The 20233-nt window shown below is 61.5% G+C and carries 18 protein-coding genes; 8 read left to right on the top strand and 10 right to left on the bottom strand.

Annotated features, from left to right (window positions below):
- The first annotated feature begins 131 nt into the window (after positions 1-131).
- The gene (locus tag ACEUCR_RS13590) at positions 132-1835 is read left to right on the top strand and encodes an amidase (RefSeq protein ID WP_408790796.1); all 1704 of its coding nucleotides are present in this window, start codon (positions 132-134) and stop codon (positions 1833-1835) included.
- 296 nt (positions 1836-2131) lie between these two features.
- On the opposite strand, the gene ACEUCR_RS13585 is transcribed toward ACEUCR_RS13590, so the two are convergent.
- Complete coding sequence (locus ACEUCR_RS13585; protein WP_408790793.1) at positions 2132-2926, bottom strand: hypothetical protein; 795 nt, start codon at positions 2924-2926, stop codon at positions 2132-2134.
- 382 nt (positions 2927-3308) lie between these two features.
- On the opposite strand from ACEUCR_RS13585, the gene ACEUCR_RS13580 reads away from it, so the two are divergent.
- Positions 3309-4259 carry a transposase gene (locus ACEUCR_RS13580; protein ID WP_408790790.1) on the top strand — a complete coding sequence of 317 codons (951 nt, stop codon included), beginning with the start codon at positions 3309-3311 and terminating at the stop codon, positions 4257-4259.
- 327 nt (positions 4260-4586) lie between these two features.
- Here the strand turns inward: ACEUCR_RS13580 and ACEUCR_RS13575 are convergent, their stop codons facing one another.
- From ACEUCR_RS13575 to treR, 5 genes are all read right to left on the bottom strand, one after another.
- A complete protein-coding gene (locus ACEUCR_RS13575) occupies positions 4587-5894 on the bottom strand; it encodes a ferredoxin reductase family protein (RefSeq protein WP_408790788.1) in 1308 nt (435 codons plus the stop codon).
- A gap of 435 nt (positions 5895-6329) precedes the next feature.
- Complete coding sequence (locus ACEUCR_RS13570; RefSeq protein WP_408790971.1) at positions 6330-6950, bottom strand: sugar O-acetyltransferase; 621 nt, start codon at positions 6948-6950, stop codon at positions 6330-6332.
- Positions 6950-8614, bottom strand: coding sequence for an alpha,alpha-phosphotrehalase (gene treC / locus ACEUCR_RS13565; RefSeq protein WP_408790785.1), 1665 nt, complete (start codon positions 8612-8614; stop codon positions 6950-6952). Before treC ends, ACEUCR_RS13570 begins: the two co-directional genes overlap by 1 nt.
- 82 nt (positions 8615-8696) lie before the next feature.
- Positions 8697-10127 (bottom strand): PTS trehalose transporter subunit IIBC, encoded by a 1431-nt coding sequence (treB, locus tag ACEUCR_RS13560; protein ID WP_111873120.1) that lies wholly within the window; start codon positions 10125-10127, stop codon positions 8697-8699.
- 187 nt (positions 10128-10314) lie between these two features.
- Positions 10315-11262 carry a trehalose operon repressor TreR gene (gene treR, locus ACEUCR_RS13555; protein ID WP_392441411.1) on the bottom strand — a complete coding sequence of 316 codons (948 nt, stop codon included), beginning with the start codon at positions 11260-11262 and terminating at the stop codon, positions 10315-10317.
- A 133-nt stretch (positions 11263-11395) separates the two neighbouring features.
- Here treR and ACEUCR_RS13550 point away from each other — a divergent pair, with 133 nt between their 5' ends.
- From ACEUCR_RS13550 to ACEUCR_RS13535, 4 genes are all read left to right on the top strand, one after another.
- The gene (locus ACEUCR_RS13550) at positions 11396-12346 is read left to right on the top strand and encodes an AEC family transporter (protein WP_111873122.1); all 951 of its coding nucleotides are present in this window, start codon (positions 11396-11398) and stop codon (positions 12344-12346) included.
- 181 nt (positions 12347-12527) lie between these two features.
- Positions 12528-12722 carry a heavy-metal-associated domain-containing protein gene (locus tag ACEUCR_RS13545; protein ID WP_111873123.1) on the top strand — a complete coding sequence of 65 codons (195 nt, stop codon included), beginning with the start codon at positions 12528-12530 and terminating at the stop codon, positions 12720-12722.
- A gap of 129 nt (positions 12723-12851) precedes the next feature.
- On the top strand, positions 12852-13910 hold the full coding sequence (gene ansB, locus ACEUCR_RS13540) for an L-asparaginase 2 (RefSeq protein ID WP_111873124.1): 1059 nt from the start codon (positions 12852-12854) through the stop codon (positions 13908-13910).
- A gap of 121 nt (positions 13911-14031) precedes the next feature.
- On the top strand, positions 14032-14619 hold the full coding sequence (locus tag ACEUCR_RS13535) for a superinfection exclusion B family protein (RefSeq protein WP_042001820.1): 588 nt from the start codon (positions 14032-14034) through the stop codon (positions 14617-14619).
- 64 nt (positions 14620-14683) lie between these two features.
- Here ACEUCR_RS13535 and ACEUCR_RS13530 read toward each other — a convergent pair whose 3' ends face one another.
- The 3 genes from ACEUCR_RS13530 to ACEUCR_RS13520 form a co-directional block, all read right to left on the bottom strand.
- A complete protein-coding gene (locus tag ACEUCR_RS13530; RefSeq protein WP_042001823.1) occupies positions 14684-15142 on the bottom strand; it encodes a methylglyoxal synthase in 459 nt (152 codons plus the stop codon).
- 156 nt (positions 15143-15298) lie between these two features.
- Positions 15299-15775 (bottom strand): bacterioferritin, encoded by a 477-nt coding sequence (gene bfr, locus ACEUCR_RS13525; protein WP_042001826.1) that lies wholly within the window; start codon positions 15773-15775, stop codon positions 15299-15301.
- Between the two features lie 101 nt (positions 15776-15876).
- Complete coding sequence (locus ACEUCR_RS13520; protein ID WP_042001828.1) at positions 15877-16068, bottom strand: bacterioferritin-associated ferredoxin; 192 nt, start codon at positions 16066-16068, stop codon at positions 15877-15879.
- Between the two features lie 134 nt (positions 16069-16202).
- Here ACEUCR_RS13520 and ACEUCR_RS13515 point away from each other — a divergent pair, with 134 nt between their 5' ends.
- Both ACEUCR_RS13515 and ACEUCR_RS13510 read left to right on the top strand, forming a co-directional pair.
- Positions 16203-16505, top strand: a complete 303-nt coding sequence (locus ACEUCR_RS13515) for an HlyU family transcriptional regulator (protein ID WP_042001831.1) — start codon at positions 16203-16205, stop codon at positions 16503-16505.
- A complete protein-coding gene (locus ACEUCR_RS13510; RefSeq protein WP_408790968.1) occupies positions 16487-18532 on the top strand; it encodes a tRNA(Met) cytidine acetyltransferase TmcA in 2046 nt (681 codons plus the stop codon). Before ACEUCR_RS13515 ends, ACEUCR_RS13510 begins: the two co-directional genes overlap by 19 nt.
- A gap of 53 nt (positions 18533-18585) precedes the next feature.
- Here the strand turns inward: ACEUCR_RS13510 and nhaC are convergent, their stop codons facing one another.
- A complete protein-coding gene (nhaC, locus tag ACEUCR_RS13505; RefSeq protein WP_042001836.1) occupies positions 18586-19995 on the bottom strand; it encodes a Na+/H+ antiporter NhaC in 1410 nt (469 codons plus the stop codon).
- Positions 19996-20233 lie beyond the last annotated feature (238 nt).

Below are 20233 nucleotides of genomic sequence, written 5' to 3'. Positions count from 1 at the left end.
GGTCGTAAACCGGTTCCGGTGAGTATTCAAAACCCCACGCCGTGGGGTTTTATCCCTTGATGGTGTGATGGTCGCAGGCGCCGATGCGGCGATCATCATGACAAATAGTCACCCTTCTACAGGAGATCAACATGATCGAAGTGACAGAGGTTTCCATTGCCGAGCTGCGCGGTGCGCTCGAATCAGGCCGCACCACTGCGGTCGAACTGGTCGAGGCCTATCAGGCCCGGATCGAGGCCTACAATGGCCCCGAGACACAGACCCGCCTCAACGCCGTCGTGGTGCCCAACCCCGATGCCCTGAAAGAGGCGCAAGCGTCCGATGCGCGCCGTGCCCGTGGCGAAACCCTGGGGCCGCTCGACGGCATCCCCTACACCGCCAAGGACAGCTATCTGGTCAAGGGGCTGACCGCCGCCTCCGGCAGCCCGGCCTTCAAGGATCTGGTGGCCCAGCGCGATGCCTTTACCGTTGAGCGCCTGCGCGCCGCCGGTGCCATCTGCCTCGGCAAAACCAATATGCCCCCCATGGCCAATGGCGGCATGCAGCGCGGCGTCTATGGCCGTGCCGAGAGCCCCTATAACGCGGAGTATCTCACCGCGCCCTTCGCCTCCGGCTCCTCCAACGGCGCCGGTACCGCCACTGCGGCCAGCTTCGCCGCCTTCGGTCTCGCCGAAGAGACCTGGTCGAGCGGCCGTGGCCCTGCTTCCAACAACGGGTTGTGCGCCTACACACCGTCCCGTGGCGTCATCTCGGTGCGCGGCAACTGGCCGCTGACCCCGACCATGGATGTGGTGGTGCCCTATGCCCGCACCATGAACGATCTCTTGGAAGTGCTGGATGTAGTGGTGGCCGACGATGCCGACACCCGTGGGGATCTCTGGCGCCTGCAGCCCTGGGTCAAGATCCCCAAGGCTTCCGAGGTGCGTCCGGCTTCCTATCTGGATCTGGCTGCCAAGCCCGATGCCCTCAAGGGCAAGCGCCTCGGCGTGCCGCGCATGTTTATCAACAAGGATGAGCTGGCTGGCACCAGCGAGCACCCCGGCATCGGCGGCCCGACCGGTCAGCGCATCCATACCCGCGACTCCGTGATTGCCCTGTGGGAACAGGCCCGTCAGGCGCTGGAAGCCGCTGGCGCCATCGTTGTCGAAGTGGACTTCCCGCTGGTCTCCAACTGCGAAGGGGACAGACCCGGCGCGCCCACCGTGTTCAATCGCGGCATAGTGTCACCGGAGTTTCTCAACGACGAGTTGTGGGAGCTCTCCGGCTGGGCGTTCGACGACTTCCTGCGCGCCAACGGCGATCCCAAGTTGAACAAGCTGGCCGATGTCGATGGCCCCCAGATCTTCCCCCACGATCCGGGCACTCTGCCGAACCGCGAGGGCGATCTGGCGGCGGGCATGGACGAGTACGTCAATATGGCCAAGCGCGGCCTGAAATCCTGGGACGAGATTGCATCGGTGCCGGACGGCCTGCGCGGCCTGGAGCAGACCCGCAAGCTGGATCTGGAGGACTGGATGGACGGGCTCGAGCTCGATGCCGTGCTGTTCCCGACCGTGGCAGACGTCGGCCCGGCTGACGCGGACGTGAATCCGGCCTCCGCCGATATCGCCTGGAGCAACGGCATCTGGGTTGCCAACGGCAACCTCGCCATTCGCCATCTCGGCGTGCCGACCGTCACCGTCCCCATGGGCATCATGGCCGATATCGGTATGCCGGTGGGCCTGACCTTCGCCGGCCGCGCCTATGACGACAACAACCTGCTGCGCGTCGCCTCGGCCTTCGAGTCCACCGGCAGCAAGCGTATGGTGCCGCCGCGCACGCCGCCGCTGGGGTGATTGTTGGTGTGAGTTAAATCTCTCGGAGTCATTCTGAGAGAATAAAAAAACCACCCGTTATGCGGGTGGTTTTTATTCCCTATGTTGTCTGGTTCGTATCTTGTGCTTATTTATTACTCATGCTTGTATCATCAGCTAATTAAAGATTATCACCATCAATGGTGGATCCTTGGGTATACAGTAGGTGCCTCATGAGAAACGACATTGGAAGTGGTAACATTTTTTCTATATAGCTTGGATAAGCTTCTATAAGAGATAATTCATAGTTAATAGTTTTGAAACCAGTGGTTAAATGTCTATTTAATATGAATTGGTTTGTGCTTTAGGAAAAAAACATAAGCGTCGAGAGCATCCATTTCCGAAGATGGTAATTGAGTCATTCCTTCAGGGTATCCCTGTTGTGAGGTCATATAAGTAGTTAGCGACCAGTCTGCTGATCTATAGATAACCAATGCAGGATCATTAATTTTATTGTAACGAGTATCGAAAGGCATTGTAAATTGACCGTTCTGACTTAGTCGGAATGAATCTTCACGGTTAGACATCTCTATTGGAGTATAAACCCCAGCGTCATTTTTTTTATAAAGCACTAGCTCATAATCAGAACCGTTCATGCCCTTATGAAATATAATTTCACCTTGCACTGTAATGTTTGAATCATTTTCATCGACTTTTATTTTCGATAAGCCTGATATAGCCTTTTTTGCAGGGGGAGGTAAAAGATAACTAGTGTTGAAAATGTTCCCGGTGTAATATTTTGCATGTGGGAATATAACGATGGCAGCCCACAGAATTAATAAGAGCTGAATGGTTTTTGTTATTATATCTGATGTGTTTCTATTGCGCGCACTATTGATTAACTCTTTTATTGAAAAGTAAATGGTGCTAGCTGCCAGCCATAAATAAATGAAGTAAAATGTTATTGCGATAATGAAATCGCTTACAATAAACTCCATCTCTGCAAATTTACTGAGAAATGGTCCAGCAACAAAAGTAGCTACAGATACTCCAAGAATTGTTGATACATTCGATATTATTGACAGTTTTGTAGTTGCGTTGCCGTTTACAAAATCGTTGAAAATTTCTTTCATATTTAAATCACATTTAATTTGTTAATAAAGTTTATAAATCTCACTTAAGTCTGTCTAGTGTAACCTTGCCTGAGCTTTGAATGAAACCTCTGTGTGAGTGGTCGATGTGAATCATATAAGATAGAGGCTTAGATTAAGACCATATATCCGAATAGCGAAGCGTATTCGGACGTTCGCGAACAGGAGGTCGCTGCCGATTTTTCCGGACTTTTCCCTGACTTCACCCAGACTTCACACAACCTCATTCTTTCCTCACAAATCCCCCCTATCTTCTGCCCACTGATAAATGGGTCGGGAAATCTGGGACACCCACCAATCTCCAGGCTTTGACAGGGTTCGTGTACTGATCTTGGCTTACGTCGTGATACTGGAGGAAAGCCCCATGACCATTGCCCGTTTACGTCAAATCAGTCTGGAAGATACGCTCTATTACCATGTGGTCAGTCGCTGTGTGCGGCGGGCCTTCCTGTGTGGGGAAGATAGTCATTCTGGCCAGACTTATGAGCACAGGCGGCAGTGGGTGGTCGACAAGCTGGGCTTGCTCTCGCAGGTATTCGCCATCGAGATCTGCGCCTATGCGGTGATGAGCAATCACTATCATCTGGTGCTCAAGGTGGCACCCGATAAAGCCAAGGGCTGGAGTGATCGCGAGGTGGCGGAGCGCTGGGCCGTTTTGTTCCAATGGCCTCCTTTGCTGCGCCGCTGGTATCAGGAGGAAGCACTCCTGGTCCCGGAACAAGCCGTGGTGCAGTCGCTGATAGCACAATGGCGCGAACGCCTTTATTCCATCAGCTGGTTGGTGCGTCTGCTGAATGAATCCCTGGCTCGTCAAGCCAATCAGGAGGATGGTTGTAAAGGCCACTTCTGGGAGGGGCGCTTTAAGAGCCAGGCATTGCTGACTGAAACCGCTCTGCTTTCTTGTATGACATATGTGGATCTCAACCCGGTTCGGGCGGGTATTGCTGATATGCCAGAAGAGAGTGACTACACCAGCATCAAGCAGCGAATTGAAGATTCGACAGCGGATGCAAAATCTGCCCTGCGGCTGCTCCCTTTCTCAGCCAAGAATGAATCCGAGGCGCTGCCTTGCGGTTTTGCCGACTATCTGACCCTGGTGGATTGGACTGGGAGGGCCATCAGAGCCGACAAGCGAGGATATATTCCCGCCGCCCTGGCTCCCATCATGCAGCGCCTTGGATTGGATGAATCACAGTGGCTGAGGCAGGTAGCCCTGTTTCGACGTCGAGGCATCAGAGTGGTCGGCGACCAGCGCTGTTGCCAGCGATATGCCGAACATTGTGGTCAAACACGATGTTACCAACCCCGGTTATAGCAATCGCGTCTGTGTTGATTGTTATCGGATATCAACCTCTGGCGAGGGGGTCAGATGGAACCTGATAGACTCCTTTTGCCGCATTCTAACGAAATATCCTAGCCGGCACGCCTCATCAGGTAAGAGGCGCGCTTGAGTTTGCTGGTGTGCCTAGAAGCAACATCATCTGAGGTCATCGTTCATTTATTTGGTGGATGTCCTAAGAAAAACGGATTTATTGATTCGATGGGTGTCCTGAAGGATTTGCAAGGGGGCCCGTGCCCGCCTGTCTCCCAGTTCCCCTAATATCAATCGGCAGCCAATGGCTGAATGCGCCGGGCTGATCCGTCAACGGAAGCGAAACAGCTCCCGGTGCAGCGGGGTGGCCAGATGGGCATCCAGGGTCTGGGCCATGGACTCGGGGCCGCAGAACCACACCGGGTTGTGCTGGCGCTCACCCAGGGCGGCCAGATCCAGTCGACCGCGCTCGGACTCCAGGTGCAGCCGGTAGTCGACCCCGGCCCGGCGGCACAGCTCGGCCAGATGCACGTGATAGGGGGCGGCCTCGACCGTGGGGGCGCATTGCAGCAAGGTGGTGCCCGGGCGTGTCTCGCCACGGCGCACCAGGGCCTCCAGCCAGGCGACGAAGGGGGTGATGCCGATACCTGCGCCCACCCAGAGTGCGGGGGCCGGATCTGGCAGGGCGAAGGCGCCATAGGGGCCGGTCACGATGACCGCATCGCCGACTTTTAGGTGGCGGTGCAGCCAGCGGGTGTGATCCCCGAGGGCGCGCACCGCCAGGGTCAGGGTACGGCAGTCTGCCGAGACATCGACCAGGGTGTATGGGTGAGGCTCGCCGCGCCCGGCGAAGTCGAAGAAGGCGAACTGCCCGGGGCGATAGCCGTGCAGGGGAGTGGTCAGGGCGACCCGGATCTCCAGGGTGCGTGCGTCCAGAGGGGTGAGGGTACTCACCCTTCCCTGGTGGCGCGCGTCCCGGCCCACCCGGCCAAACAGGGAGTAGAGCGCCCCCAAAGCGCCCACTCCGCCGCCGATAAGCAGGGTCAGGCCGACCGGGGTCAGGGCGCCGATGCGCGGCAGCAGGCAGAGTCCGTGCAGCCAGCCCATCAGATAGATGATTGGGGCCAGCCGGTGGACCACCCTGAAGCGCTCGTAGCGCACCACCGCAAGCAGGCTCACCACCACCAGGGCCAGCAGCAGATAGAAACCCCACTCCCCCAGGGTATTGCCGAGGCTGTGCCAGAGGACATCGTTGCCAGCACCAGCACCAGCACCAGCACCAGCACCAGCACCAGCACCAGCACCGCGGCGCGCCGGCCGGGTCAGCCAGTCTGCGGTGACGGCCCACTTGGGGCCCTCCACCAGCAGCCAGTGGGCCGTCAGGGTGCCGGTGGCCCAGAGGGCGCTGCTGCGATGCAGGTGCAACATGCGATCCAGCCCGCCGCACCAGGCTTCGAGTCTGGGAAGACGCAGAGCTAGCAGCAGGGAGAAGGTCATGGTGCCCATACCAAGCAAGCCGGTCAGGATCAGCAATTCGTGGCGCCAGGGCCAGAGGCTGTTTGGCCAGGTGGACAGGCCAGCCAGCCAAATCAGGGTCAGCCCAAGTGGCAGTGCCCAGTTGAGGGATATGGGTTTCATGATTTCCTCCTTGTTATCTACCTCTTATTGCATACCCAAGTTGTGGCGAGAGTGTGCCATCGGCGGCATCTTTGTGTGGCAGAGTGTGACAAGGGAGGAGGAGTGACCGGCAGAACGAACCCTTTATCTCAAGGGGAGTGTGCTGTCTGGTTCTTATCAGCGAGATGGCGTGCTGGCGGTAGCATAAGGGCAAGAGGTGGATGTCCTAGTCTTCCGCCCGATGTCCTAGTCTTCCGCCCTGGTCTTCCCGTATGGAAAGAGGTGGGTGTCCCGCCTATTGCCTTCCTATTGCCTTATGCCAGGGAGCAGGTGCGCAGCATCAAGACCCTGGTGGTCATGGGACAGCACAAGCGTTGCGCTGCCTTGACGGAATCAAAGGCGCGCGAAGGGGACGTCAGGAAATAAAAAGGGGCAGATACCACCTGCCCCTCTGTGTCAGCCGGGCTCCCCGGCCGCCAGCTCCTCTGCCGTCATGGGGCGCAAGACCCGGCAGGGATTGCCGACCGCGACCACGCCTGCCGGAATGTCTCTGGTGACAACTGACCCCGCTCCGATGAGGCTGTTGTCCCCTATGGTGACGCCCGGGCAGATGACGACGCTGCCTCCAATCCAGACATTGTTGCCGATGCGCACCGGCTTGCCGAACTCGACCCCGGCCACTCGAGGCGCTACCGCCACAGGGTGAGTGGCGGTGTAGATCTGCACCCCGGGGGCCAGCAGCACGTTGTCGCCTATGTGTACCTCGCACACATCCAGGATGGTGCAGTTGAAATTGGCGTAGAAATTCTGGCCGACAAAGATGTTGGCGCCATAGTCGCAGAAGAAGGGGGGCGTGATGAAACAGCGCTCTGCGCGGCCGCCCAACAGGCGGGTAAGGCGCTCATCCCAGCCCGGGGCATCGGTTCGTTCCCGGTTCAGTTCTCCCAGCAGGGCGCGGCACTGCTCCCGCGCCGCCCGCAGTTCGGGATCCCCCGCATCATAGGGCGCTCCCGCCACCATCTTCTGCCACTCCAGGCCACGCACGGCGGGCCGCTGCACTGTCGTTGCGTCAGTCATCATTGCTCCATCAGCCAGATCAGGGATTCGTAAGGGCGCAACATTGCCGATTGCGGGCGGGCCGGGCTATCCGGGTAGTTGCCAAGCAGCAGTCGTCCCTCCCCGCTTTGCAGCTCGGCAGGCAGGGCAAACTCCACCGGCTCGCCGTAGAAGTTGCTCACCACCAGCAGGGTCTGACCGTCGGCGCGGCGGGCATAGGCCCAGATATGCGGGTGCCCGGTCAGCAGCTCCTGATAATCCCCCTGGTTGAAGATGGGATATGCCTTGCGAAGGGCGATGAGATCCCGGTAGTGCCAGAACACCGAGTCGGTGTCGGCCAGCGCCGCCTCGGCGTTGATCTCGGGGTAGTTGGCGGCAGGCTTGAGCCAGGGCGAACCTTGGGTGAAGCCCGCGTTGGGGGTGGCGCTCCACTGCATCGGGGTTCGGGAGTTGTCCCGGGATTTGGCCGCCAGAATGGCGAGGATCTCGGCCTCGCCCATCCCTTCGGCCTGCTTGATGGCGAAGATGTTGCGGCTCTCCACATCCTGATAGTCGTCGATGTGCTGATAGCCGGGGTTGGTCATGCCGATCTCCTCCCCCTGATAGATGTAGGGGGTGCCCTGCAGGCCGTGCAGCGTGCTGGCAAGCATCTTGGCTGCCACCACCCTATGCTCGCCCTCGTCGCCGAAGCGGGAGACGATGCGCGGCTGATCGTGGTTGCACCAGAACAGCGCCGACCACCCCTTGCCGTGCATGCCGCTCTGCCAGTGGTTGAAGATGCGCTTGAGCTCGAGGAAATCGAATGGCGCCTTGGTCCACTTGTCGCCATTGGGGTAATCCACCTTGAGGTGGTGGAAGTTGAACACCATGGAAAGCTCTGAGCCATCCAGCGCGCCGTAACGCTGACAGTGCTCCAGCGACGTGGAGGACATCTCCCCCACCGTCATGGCCCCCACGGGGGCGAAGACGTCGCGGCTTATGTCCTGCAAAAATTCGTGGATGCGCGGCCCGTCGGTGTAGAAGCGGCGGCCATCCCCCACCTCGTCGTTCGGGAATGCCTGATCCTTGGAGATGAGGTTGATGACGTCGAGGCGGAAACCGTCCACCCCCTTCTTCGCCCAGAAATGGATGACCTTCTTCACCTCGGCGCGCACGGCCGGGTTCTCCCAGTTGAGATCTGCCTGCTCGCGGGCAAACAGGTGCAGGTAGTACTGGCCGGTGGCCGGGTCCAGCTCCCAGGCGCTGCCGCCAAACTTGGATTGCCAGTTGTTGGGCGCACCGCCTTCTACCGGGTCTTTCCAGATGTAGTAGTCGCGATAAGGGCTCTGCTTGTCACCCAGCGCCGACTTGAACCAGGCGTGCTCGGTGGAGGTGTGGTTCACCACTATGTCCATCACGATGCGGATGCCGCGTGCGTGGGCGGCGGCCAGCAGCGCCTCGAAATCGCTCATGGTGCCGTAGGCGGGATCGACGTCCAGGTAGTCGGCGATGTCGTAGCCGTTGTCCACCTGGGGGGAGACGTAGACAGGGGTCAGCCAGAGGGCATCGACGCCGAGGGTCTTGAGATAGTCGAGGCGGGCCATGATCCCCTTGAGATCACCGGTGCCACGGGCGCCGGAATCCTGAAAGCTCTTGGGGTAGATCTGGTAAATCACGGCGCTTTGCCACCAGGGGGTCTGTGTCATGGTTAGGTCGCTCATTGGTTGAAACTGGGTTGAACAGGCCAATAAAAAGGGCGGAGCCAGGGCTCCGCCGAGGTTGTGTGGATCAGGCCGTGGCCAGATCCAGCTTGCCAGCCGCCTGCTGGCGCTTGTAGACCAGCAGGGTCAGCAGAGCGGGGACCAGGATGGCCACCAGCATGGCGATGGCGTAGATGCCCCAGTATTGCGGCTGGATGGAGAGGATGCCCGGCAGGCCGCCCACCCCGATGCCGTTGGCCATCACACCGGCGAAGCCGCAGATGAGAGCCGCACAGCTTGAGCCCACCATGGCGCACAGCATGGGGAACTTGTACTTGAGGTTGATGCCGTACATGGCCGGCTCGGTCACCCCGAGGTAGGCGGAGATGGCGGCCGGGACCGAGATCTCCCGCTCGTTCTCCTTGCGGCTGATGAGGATGATGCCGACGACCGCAGACGCCTGGGCGATGTTGGAGAGGGCGATCAGCGGCCAGATGGGGGTGCCGCCCATGCTCTGCATCAGTTGCAGATCCACCGCGTTGGTGGTGTGGTGGATGCCGGTGATGACCAGGGGCGCATAGAGGAAGCCGAACAGGGCGGCGCCTATGGGGGCAAACGAACCCGTCATGGCCGCCTTGGCGGCAAAGCCAACGCCGTCACCAATCCAGCGGCCGAACGGGCCGATCAGGGCGTGGGCCACGATCACCGCCAGCAGCAGGGAGATGAAGGGCACTATCACCAGGTAGAGATAGGCCGGGATGATGCGCTTGAGGTTGGTTTCCACCCAGGCGAGGAAGACACCCGCCAGCAGGGCCGGAATGACCTGGGCCTGATAGCCCACCTTCTGGATGACGAAGAGGCCGAAGTCCCACACTTCCGGGGTCTGTTGACCGATGCCATAGGCGTTCATCAGCTGCGGCGAGACCAGGGTGATACCCAGCACTATGCCGAGGATCTCGGAGCCGCCCATCTTCTTCACCGCAGACCAGCAGACACCCACCGGCAGGAAGTGGAAGATGGCCTCACCCAGCAGCCAGAGGAAGGCGTGCACCTGGGCCCAGAACTGGCTGATCTCGGTGAGGGTGTGGGTGCCGTCGTCGAACATCTTGATGTCGCCGATGACGTTGCGAAAGCCCAGGATCAGGCCGCCGGTGATGATGGCGGGCAGCAGGGGGACGAAGATCTCCGCCAGGTGGGAGATGCCGCGCTCCAGCGGGTTCATGTTGTGGCGGGCCGCCTGCTTGGCGGCATCCTTGCTGGCGCCGCTCACGCCTATCTCCTGGGTGAGCGCCTTGTACCACTGATCCACCTCGTTGCCGATCACCACCTGGAACTGGCCGCCCTGGGTGAAGCTCCCCTTCACCGAAGGGATGGTCTCGATGGCCTTGGGGTCGGCCTTGGCCGGATCGGCCAGCACGAACCTGAGTCGGGTCAGGCAGTGGCTGACGGTGGTGATGTTGTCCTTGCCGCCGATCCGTTCGATCAGCTGCGCCAGATGTTGTGTGTTGACTTTTGACATGAGCCTTCCCTCTGTGACTCCATGAATAATGGTCGTTTCTTTGCCGGCTGGCCAATGACCGCCCGCTTATTGGTATCGTTCCCAATCAGCATGAAGCCAGTGGTGGACTTCAGCAATGGGAACGTTCCCAATTCGTGGCACTGGTCACAAAAAGTGCAAAGCACCGGTCATGAGGGGAAAAGATAGACTACAGGGGCTGGCAGGGGGCTATGGTGGCTCTGGGGGGCTGCCCCTCTTCAATCTGATCGAGCAGCTGTCTGGCGGCCTGGATGCCGGCAGCCTTGTAGCCGAAATCCAGGCTGAGGGTGTTGGCAAAGAGGAACGTCAGCATGGGATTGCTGCCAAGGCCGCTCACCAGTATGTCGGTGCGACCCTGCTCCTGCAGGTACTTGGCGGCGCCGATGGCCAGGGTGTCGCTGGCGCAGACCATGGCCTGGGTGTTGGGGGTGAGCAGCTCGGCCGCGAGCCGGTAGCCGCTTTGCAGGCCGAGATCCCCGAGGGCGCTGCGGGGCGTGCGTCCCTGTTCCCGACAGTAGTCGAGGTAAGCCTGATGCCGACGCAGCCCAGTGGTGAGATCGCTGCGTTCCACCCCGAGATAGGCGACCTCGGTCAGGCCGCGCTCCCCGAGGTGGGCGAGCACGGCGCGCACCGCGCCGTCATCGTCGAAGCAGACCGACGAGAAGCCGGGGCGCTCGCGGGCCATCAGCACCAGCTTCTCCCTGAGCGGCGTCATGGCGGCATAGTCCAGATCGTTGAAGGCGAACAGTATGATGCCGTCCACCCCGCGCCGCTCCAGCACCGCCAGGTGCTCGCTCACCTTGGCGGGAGAGAACTTGCTCTCCATCAGCACGGCGTCGTAGCCACGCTGGTAGAGGGTCTCCAGCATGCCGCGCACCGCCTGGTTCTCGGAGCTGGAGTCGAGGCGAGACACCACTATGCCGACCACCTGCTGACTCTGGCTGCGCATGGCCCGCGCCGATTTGCTCGGCACGAAGCCGTGCAGGGCGATCACCGATTCGACCCTGGCTCTGGTCTGGGCGTTGACCCTGGGATCCTGATTGAGCACCCGGGAGACGGTCGACTTGCCGACCCCGCTGAGGCGGGCGATATCGAGGATGGTCAGTTTCTTTTCCATGGGGGATCCGTGACAGGGGAGGGCGACAACCGGGATGCAGACATTGTTGTGATTAAAGCCTGTGAATACAAGCCCATGGCGCTAGAATGGGCCTTCTGCCCGCCAGGGCCTCCTCTGCCGCAGGACGCGAACCATGGATTTGACCGCCAGCCTTCACTTCTCCCTCTCCATCACTGGCCCCATCTGCGTGGTGCTGGCGCTGGGCATAGGCCTCAAGCGGCTGGGGCTCTTGCCCGACAGCTTCGTCGAGTCCGCTTCCCGCCTGGTGTTCCAGGTCACCCTGCCGGCGCTGCTGTTCCTCAGCATGGTGCGCACCGACTTTTCCACCATGCCGAGCCCCTGGCTCATCGTCTACGGCCTGCTCGGCACCCTGGCCGGTTTCCTGGTGCTGGAGCTGCTGGCGGCCCGCTTCATCCCAGAGCGCGCCCAGCGCGGCATCTTCGTGCAGGGCAGTTTTCGCGGCAACATGGGGATCATGGGGCTGGCCTATGTGCAGAACGCCTATGGTCCCGAGGGCATAGGCGCCGCCGCCCTGCTGGTGGGCTCGGTCACAGTGCTTTACAACATTCTCGCGGTGATCACTCTGACCCGCAGTCTGGGGGGCGGAAAGGGGCTCAAACCCATACTCAAGGGGATAGTCAAAAATCCCCTCATCATCGCCATCCTGGCGGCCCTGCCGTTCGGCCTGCTCGGCATCGAGCTGCCCCAGCTGGTCACCACCACGGGCAACTATTTTGCCAACATGACATTGCCGCTGGCGCTGCTGTGCACCGGCGCCAGCCTCAACCTCAAGGCCCTGCGCGGCGGCGCCCTGCTGACCGGCTGGGCCACCGCCAACCGGCTGCTCTGCATTCCCGTGCTGCTGGTACTGGGAGCCTGGGCGCTCGGTTTCAGTCCCCAGGCCCTCGGCATCCTGTTTCTCATCAGTTCGACCCCCACTGCCGCCGCCAGCTATGTGATGACCCGGGCCATGGGGGGCGACAGCGCCCTGGCGGCCAACATCATCGCCACCACCACCCTGGGCTCGCTCGTCACCACCAGCATGGGGGCCGCCATGATGAACTATCTGGGGCTGATGGGGTGATGGGGCCATGACGTGAGGGGGGCGTCCAAGCCGGCAGCCCCTGACCAGGGCGCGCGGATCAGCTGCCGTCCTGGGCGTCGCCATGATGCACGGCCCTGGGCTGACGGGATCGGCATTCGCCCTTGACCTTGCCGGAGGCGGCAGCTTTAGGCTGATGGCACATCGACAGAGGAGAGAGCCCATGACCATAGAACTCACCGTTTCCGGTATGTCCTGCGGCGGCTGCGCCGCCAGCCTGCAAAAGGCCCTGCTGGCCCAGCCGTCAGTCAGCACCGCCAGCGTCGACTTTGCCAGCCGCAAGGCCGTCATCGAGAGCGAGCTGAGCAAAGCCGAGTTGATCGCCCTGATCGAGGCGAGAGGCTTTCAGGTAGAGTGAATTATCACTTAATTGGTATAAATCAGACTAATATTCTGCTTACTTCTTTTTATTGGTGAGAGTGATCACTTAAATCCCGTTTAAAAAGAATAAAAATGCTGCAATTCCCTCATCCAAAAGGATTGCAGCATGACCCTTCCCATTCGCAAGACCCTGATCGCCGCCGTACTCGGCCTGACCCTCTCCCCCATGGCCATGGCCCTGCCCAGCGTGCACATTCTGGCCACCGGCGGCACCATCGCCGGGGCGGGCCAGTCCGCCACCCAGTCCAACTACGAGGCGGGCAAGGTGGCCATCGAGACCCTGATCGCCGCCGTGCCCGAGATGAAGAAGGTGGCCGACGTGCAGGGGGAGCAGGTGGTCAAGATCGGCTCCCAGGACATGAACGACGAGGTGTGGCTCACGCTCGCCAAGCGGGTCAACGCGCTGCTGGCCAGGGATGACGTGGACGGCATCGTCATCACCCACGGCACCGACACCATGGAAGAGACCGCCTACTTCCTCAATCTGACCGTCAAGAGCGACAAGCCGGTGGTGCTGGTGGGCGCCATGCGTCCCTCCACCGCCATGAGCGCCGACGGCCCCATGAATCTCTACAACGCCGTGGTCACCGCCTCTGACCCCGCCTCCAGGGGGCGTGGGGTCATGGTGGCGATGAACGACACCGTGCTCGATGCCCGCGACGTCACCAAGACCAACACCACAGGGGTGCAGACCTTTGCCTCTCCCAACTTCGGCCCGCTCGGCTACATCCATAACGGCAAGATCGACTATCAGCGCAGCCCGGCCCGCCAGCACACCAGCAAGACCCCGTTCGACGTGAGCAAGCTCGACAAGCTGCCCCAGGTCGGCATCGTCTACAGCTACGCCAACGCCTCGGATCTGCCGGCCAAGGCCCTGGTGGATGCCAGGTTTGATGGCATCGTCAGCGCCGGGGTGGGCAACGGCAACCTCTACCACACCCTGTTCGATACCCTGGCCAAGGCGAGCAAGGACGGCATTCGGGTGGTGCGTTCCGCCCGCGTGCCGACCGGCGCCACCACCCTGGATGCGGAGATCGATGACGCCAAGTACGGCTTCGTCGCCGCCGAGACCCTCAACCCGCAGAAAGCGCGGGTGCTGCTGATGCTCGCCCTCACCCAGAGCAAGGATCCGGCCCAGATCCAGCGCTGGTTCCAGCAGTTCTGAGGCGCGGCTGAAGGCTGAGGATGAGCGGGGGGCATGGTGCCCCCCTTTGTCATTTCTGCGCCTTGGCACACCCCTTGCTTTGACCTGACTACTGTCCACAATGATCTGGCAAGGGTGAACGATGAAACGGTGGATCCAACATTTTTACCAACTGAATCGCCTCAATTGGCTCATGGTCTGGTTGCTGCTGTGCTGCAGCATCATATTGCTGTTTCCGACCGGGCTGATGAAGGGGGCCGTGAGTGCCTGGGCCGACCAGCACGCCGCCTGGCTCGGGGTCGGCATGTTGATCGCCATCTCCTATTTCTGCAGCCAGGGCATGTTGATCGCCTGGGAGTGGGTCTGTGACGAGTGGCAGTCGCGCAAGCAGAAGGGGCAGCTCTCCCGGATGATCACCTTCCTCGATTTCAACGAGAAGGCGGTGCTGCGCGAGTTCGTGCTGCAGCGTAAAAGCGTCATAAACCTGCCGATCACCGAGCCCGCCGTCAAAAACCTGATAGACGCCGGAGTGCTCACCTACGCCTATGGCAAACCGGCACGGGACAAGGATGACGAGAACCAGATCCGCGCCCTGATGATTGCCCTGCCTGCCCGCCCTCTGCTCACCTACAAGGTGCTGGGTCTGTCTCGTGGCAAGATGAGCGACGAGCAGGTGGAGCAGATCATGAACGCCAGGCCCAAGTTCGCCCAGAAGAGCCTGCAACGCTGAGGCGGCTCAAGCCAGCAAAAAGGCGCCAGATTGGCGCCTTTTTCGTGCCTGTTCGGCGCGCAGATTATTGGGTGCGCGCCTTGAGGTAGCCGGCGTAATCCGGGATCTGCACCTGGAATGTCTGATTCATGTGGGGGCTGTCCATGATGAAGTCCGCCGTCGCCTCATTGGTGGCGACCGGGATGTTCCAGACCGCGGCCAGGCGCAGCAAGGCCTTCACGTCCGGATCATGGGGCACGGCATTGAGGGGATCCCAGAAGAAGATCAGCACGTCTATCTTGCCCTCGGCGATGAGGGCGCCGAGCTGCTGATCGCCCCCCATGGGGCCGGAGAAGAGGCAGGTGATCGGCAGCTGTGCTGCCTTGCCAAGCAGGCTGCCGGTGGTGCCGGTCGCGTAGAGGTGATGAAGCTTGAGCGCCTCCTTGCGGCGGCCAACCCAGTTGAGCAGGGCTGTCTTCATGTTGTCGTGGGCTACCAGGGCTACCCGCTTGTGGGGCGCCATCTCTCTGGCTATCTGTTCCATGGTCGTATCCGGGTCAAAAAGGAAAGAGGCCTATCCTAATCGAAAGCGCGGCCCCCTGCCTATCGAGGCGCCATATCTGTGATCCGGGTGAAGTCTGTAGGCCTTGCCATGAAAAAGACCCGCCGCAGCGGGTCCCAGGGGACACACATCCGGGGATCAGGAGCCGTGATGGAGCTGGGATTGCTGATAATTTTCCAGGCCGATGCGGCCGATGAGATCGAGCTGGGTCTCCAGCCAGTCCACATGCTCCTCTTCGTCCTCGAGAATATCCTGAAACAGATCCCGGCTGACGTAGTCGTGCTTGGATTCGGCATATGAGATGGCGCTCTTCAGATCCGGGATGGCATCCATCTCCAGGGAGAGATCGCAGCGCAGCATCTCCTCCACCGTTTCGCCGATGCGCAGCTTGCCGAGATCCTGCAAGTTGGGCAGCCCCTCCAGGAACAGGATGCGCTTGACTAGCTCGTCCGCGTGTTTCATCTCGTCGATGGACTCGTGATATTCCTTGTGTCCCAGGGCCTTGAGGCCCCAGTCATCATAGATGCGGGCATGCAGGAAATACTGATTGATGGCGACCAGCTCGTTGGCCAGTACCTTGTTCAAGTGCGCGATAATCTTGGTATCACCTTTCATCGTCAATCCTCCTTGCTGGATCCATCAAGCTTAGACCAGGAAGAGGGCAACAACAGGGTGTGCGGGCAGGAGCCCGCTTGGGAGGAGAGGGGTGAGAGGCCTCAGGCCACTTCGTAGTAGCGGGGCGCCTTGTCGAGCTCGGCCTTGATGATCGCCTTGGCCATGGGCAGACACTTGCCACACTGGCTGCCAAGCCCCAGCTCCTGCTTGAGCTGGCGCAATTCGCCTTTGCCTGCCTGTACCGCCTGACGTATCTGGGTATCGGTAATGCCGCGGCACAAACAAACGTACATATTCACTCCTCATGTTGGATAGGCTGAAATCTAAATGAGAATGGTTCTCCATGCAAATAACGATTGGGAATAAGCCACCCCCCTTGCCAGCCCTCACCCCCTTGGGGACAATGTCCCCTCATCACGGAGGTGCCATGTTCAAGACCCTGTTCAAGTCCCTGTTTGGCGGCGACGCCCCCGTTGCCCCCCAGGTCACGCCGACCGAATATGCCGGTTATCTCATCTACCCCGAGCCCATGGCCGAGGGCGGCCAGTATCGGCTGGCCGGTCGCATCACCAAAGAGATTGACGGGGAGTTGCACAGCCACAGGTTCATCCGTTCTGACCTGTTCGCCAACCCGGCCGATGCCGAGCGTTTCATGGTGCAGAAGGCGCACACCTTCATCGATCAGATGGGGGACAAGATGTTCGAGCCGAGATCAGGTCAGGGCGCATGAAGACGCTGCGCCAGGGGCTGCGCGCAGCCGGGGAGCGGCGCCTCGTCTGGCTGGAGGGGAGCGAGTCCGAGACCATGGCGGCGGCGCTGGGCTGGCTCTGTGGCGACATCTTCTGGCTCGGCGAGGGGCCGGCGGAATATGCGCCCCAGCCCGCCGCCAAGGCGCTGCGTCGGCTCGGCCAGGAGTGCGACACCCTGGTTTTCAATGGCTTCAGCGGCTTTCATCCCGATGCCTTCGGCGCCCTGGCGGGCACCCTGCGTGCCGGTGGCCTGCTGATCCTGCTTACCCCGCCTCGCGCCGAGTGGCCCGGCTTTGCGGATCCCGATAGGCTGAGGCTGGTCTCCACCCCGGAGGAGCTGCCACGGGCAGGTCATGGCTTCATCGCCCGTCTGGCTCGCCTCTTGCCCAATGATCCCGCCCTCTCCCTCACCCTGGCAGAAGGCAGAGACACCTGGCAGCCGATCCGGGCAGAGCACCCGGTGACGGCGGATCAGGGGAGAGCCATCTCGGCCATCGAGCAGATGCTGCACGGCCATCGTCATCGCCCCCTGGTGCTGTGCGCCGACCGCGGTCGCGGCAAGAGTGCGGCGCTCGGGCTGGCCGCGGCCGCCCTGCTGCGGAACAATCCCGGGCTGCGCATCGCCGTCACGGCGCCCGCCAGGGCCACGGTGGCCAGCCTGTTTGAACATGGGGGCCCTGAGTCTGAGGGGCTGACGTTCTTCTCGCCCCTGCAACTGCTGCAGGAGGCAATCCCTTGCGATCTGCTGCTCGTCGACGAGGCCGCCGCCATTCCCACCCCCTTGCTTGAAGCCATGCTGGCCCGCTATGGCCGCATCGTCTTCGCCACCACAGAGCATGGCTATGAGGGGACGGGGCGTGGCTTTCATCTGCGCTTCAAGGCCCACCTCGATCGGCAGGCCCCGGGGTGGCAGGAACTGCGCCTGAGCGAGCCCATACGTTGGCGTGCCGGCTGCCCGCTGGAGGCTCTGGTGTTTCGCCTGCTGGGGCTGGATGCCCGGGTGCGGGCTCCGGTGGTGCCGTCGGCGCCGCGGCGGCGCCAGATCAGCCAGCAGGCGCTGGCGGGGGACGAGGCGCTGCTCGGTCAGGTATTCGGCCTGCTGGTGCTGGCGCACTACCAGACCAGCCCGAGCGATCTGCGGATCCTGCTGGAGAGCCCGGATCTCGATATCCACCTGCTGGAGCAAGAAGAGAGCCTGCTCGGAGTGGCCCTGGTGGCGCGGGAGGGAAGGATCCCCGCCGACCTTGCCGAGGCCATCTGGGCGGGACGGCGACGGCCGCGGGGTCAGCTGCTGCCGCAATCCCTGCTGGCCCATGGCGGCCTGCGGGAAGCCGGCGCGCCAGCCTATGCCAGGGTGCTGCGCATCGCCGTGCATCCGGAGTTGCACAGGCAAGGTTTGGGCAGCCGCTTGCTCGAGGGACTCATCGACCATTACGCCGGGGCCGGGTTCGACTATCTGGGGGCCGCCTTCTCCGCCACGGCGGATCTGCTGCCGTTCTGGCGCAGGGCCGGGCTGCGGGCCCTGCGCATCGGCCTGCAACGGGATGCCGCCAGCGGCAGCCATGCCGCCCTGCTGCTGCGGGCCCTGCGCCCCGAACGGGAGGCCGATCTGGGTCGCTGGCACGAGCGCTTTCGCCACCAGTTGCCGACGTTGCTGGCGGGGACGCTGCGAGAGCTGGATCCCGAGCTGGTGTGGCTATGCCTGGCACCCCTCGAAGGAGAGGAGCACGGTGAGCAGAGCGGGGAGGGGCTGGCGCGATTCGATTGGGATGAGCTGAGCTGTTTTGCCCATCAGCACAAGCCGTTCGAGCTGTGCCAGCCCAGCCTGCAGCGTTGGCTGGTGCGCAACCCGGCCAGGCTGGGGGCGTTGACCCGGGAGGAGCGAGCCCTGCTCATCGCCAGCGTCTGGCAGTATGCCGGCTGGGATCTGCTGGCCCGTCGCCTGGAGCTCAGTGGCAAACCGGCCCTGATCAAGGCGCTGCGCGCCCTGATGGCCCGGCTGTTGTAAGGCATCCCACAGACGACAGAGGCGCCCTGGGGCGCCTCTGTGCTTTCTGATGGTCAGCGGGAGCTGGCGGCTTCGATCACCGGCACCCGGTTCACCGCCTTGCCCAGATAGGCGAGGGTGATGGTCACTATGATGCAGGTGAAGCTCAGCCACATGTAAGGCAGGTAGTCGAGGGTGGCCACCCCCAGCACCCCGGCCATGAAGATGCCGTTGTCGCTCCAGGGCACCATGCCGCAGGTGAGGGTACCGCCGAACTCGGCGTTGCGGGAGAGGTTCTTGCGCGCCAGTCCCAGCCGGTCGTAGTTCTTGGCCATGATCTTGGGGGTCAGGATCAGGGAGACATACATGGCGGAGCCAAACACGTTGGCCAGGAAGGCGGTGCCTATGGTGTGGCTGGTCAGGCTGCCGATACTGTTGATGCGCTTCTCGAAGGCATTGGCGATCACTTCCAGTATGCCCACCTTCTCCAGCAGGCCGCCAAAGCCCAGGCCGAAGATGATGACGGCCACCGAACCCAGCATGGACTCCATGCCGCCGCGACCCAGGATGTTGTCGATGAAGTCGACGCCTGAGGTGATGGCAAACGGGCTATAGGCAGAGTGCATGGCTTTCACCGGGTCCATGCCCTGGAAGGCGATGGCCCAGACAAGGCCCAGCAGGGCGCCGAAGCTGATCACCGGGAAGGCGGGCTTGCGGTTCGCCAGCAGGCCCAGCACCAGCACCACGGGCACGATCGCCAGCGGGGTGATGTTGAACTGGCTGTCGAGGGCCGCCATCACCAGGTTGACCTGCTCCAGGCTGACGTTGCCGGCGTACTGCATGCCGACCAGGGTAAACAGGGCGGCGGTGATGACGTAGGAGAAGAGGCTGATGGGCAGCATCCCCTTGATGTGTTCCACCACGTCGACGTTGGACATGGTGGAGGCCAGCACCACGGAGTCGGAGAGGGGAGAGAGCTTGTCACCGAAGTAGACGCCGGAGAGCACGGCACCGGCCACCAGGGGCGCGGGAACGCCCAGGCTGTGGCCTATCCCCATCATGGCGATGCCGGCGGTGGCGGCGGAGCCCCAGGAGGTGCCGGTAGCCAGGGAGGTGAGGGAGCAGATGATCAGGGTCGCCAGCAGGAAGATGGAGGGGTGTATCACCTTGAGGCCGAAGTAGATGATGCTGGGGACTATGCCGCCGGCGATCCAGGTGCCCACCAGGGCCCCGACGGAGACCAGGATCAGGATGGCCCCCATCCCCTTGGCGACGCCGTCGACGGCGGCCTGCTCCAGGGATTTGTAATCATGGCCGAGCCGGATGCCGAGCCCCATGATGACGAACCAGGCGATGAACAGGGCCAGCTGGATCGGCAGATCGAGCAGGCTGGTGAACGAAAAGGCCAGGGCCAGGAAAATGGCCAGGCAGGCAAACACCTGCGCCATGCCAGGCAATCGGATGTGGTGTTGTTGGTTTTGCATAGATACTTCCTAAACTCTTGCTCGCCAAGGTCGGTCCCTCTCGTCCTGTGGATACACGTATCCCGAGGGGCCTACCCAAAAGAGGTCGCAATCTACCACAGACATTCCCCTGAAAATTCAAACCTGCCGTGCATTTTTGAAGTTTTGGTTTAAAAACTTACACAAAATTTGATTTTACAGCGGTTTTTTTCACAGCAGAGCCGATGCGGCCCCGTGAACGGGAGGTGATAAGGGTTGC

The organism is Aeromonas bivalvium (genome assembly GCF_046078285.1).
Classification (GTDB): Bacteria; Pseudomonadota; Gammaproteobacteria; order Enterobacterales; family Aeromonadaceae; genus Aeromonas; species Aeromonas bivalvium.
The sequence above is the reverse complement of the archived record's forward strand: the minus strand, read 5'-3'. Positions and strand labels throughout refer to the sequence as shown.

Excerpts from the sequence above, each read along its gene's own strand:
- ACEUCR_RS13530 (WP_042001823.1), bottom strand. The coding sequence starts at position 15,142 with ATGGAACAGATAGCCAGAGAGATGGCGCCCCACAAGCGGGTAGCCCTG.
- nhaC (WP_042001836.1), bottom strand. The coding sequence starts at position 19,995 with ATGCAAAACCAACAACACCACATCCGATTGCCTGGCATGGCGCAGGTG.
- ACEUCR_RS13515 (WP_042001831.1), top strand. The coding sequence starts at position 16,203 with ATGTTCAAGACCCTGTTCAAGTCCCTGTTTGGCGGCGACGCCCCCGTT.
- ACEUCR_RS13535 (WP_042001820.1), top strand. The coding sequence starts at position 14,032 with ATGAAACGGTGGATCCAACATTTTTACCAACTGAATCGCCTCAATTGG.
- ACEUCR_RS13545 (WP_111873123.1), top strand. The coding sequence starts at position 12,528 with ATGACCATAGAACTCACCGTTTCCGGTATGTCCTGCGGCGGCTGCGCC.
- ACEUCR_RS13570 (WP_408790971.1), bottom strand. The coding sequence starts at position 6,950 with ATGACTGACGCAACGACAGTGCAGCGGCCCGCCGTGCGTGGCCTGGAG.
- ACEUCR_RS13575 (WP_408790788.1), bottom strand. The coding sequence starts at position 5,894 with ATGAAACCCATATCCCTCAACTGGGCACTGCCACTTGGGCTGACCCTG.
- bfr (WP_042001826.1), bottom strand. The coding sequence starts at position 15,775 with ATGAAAGGTGATACCAAGATTATCGCGCACTTGAACAAGGTACTGGCC.
- ansB (WP_111873124.1), top strand. The coding sequence starts at position 12,852 with ATGACCCTTCCCATTCGCAAGACCCTGATCGCCGCCGTACTCGGCCTG.
- ACEUCR_RS13590 (WP_408790796.1), top strand. The coding sequence starts at position 132 with ATGATCGAAGTGACAGAGGTTTCCATTGCCGAGCTGCGCGGTGCGCTC.
- ACEUCR_RS13550 (WP_111873122.1), top strand. The coding sequence starts at position 11,396 with ATGGATTTGACCGCCAGCCTTCACTTCTCCCTCTCCATCACTGGCCCC.
- treR (WP_392441411.1), bottom strand. The coding sequence starts at position 11,262 with ATGGAAAAGAAACTGACCATCCTCGATATCGCCCGCCTCAGCGGGGTC.
- treC (WP_408790785.1), bottom strand. The coding sequence starts at position 8,614 with ATGACACAGACCCCCTGGTGGCAAAGCGCCGTGATTTACCAGATCTAC.
- ACEUCR_RS13585 (WP_408790793.1), bottom strand. The coding sequence starts at position 2,926 with ATGAAAGAAATTTTCAACGATTTTGTAAACGGCAACGCAACTACAAAA.
- ACEUCR_RS13520 (WP_042001828.1), bottom strand. The coding sequence starts at position 16,068 with ATGTACGTTTGTTTGTGCCGCGGCATTACCGATACCCAGATACGTCAG.
- treB (WP_111873120.1), bottom strand. The coding sequence starts at position 10,127 with ATGTCAAAAGTCAACACACAACATCTGGCGCAGCTGATCGAACGGATC.
- ACEUCR_RS13580 (WP_408790790.1), top strand. The coding sequence starts at position 3,309 with ATGACCATTGCCCGTTTACGTCAAATCAGTCTGGAAGATACGCTCTAT.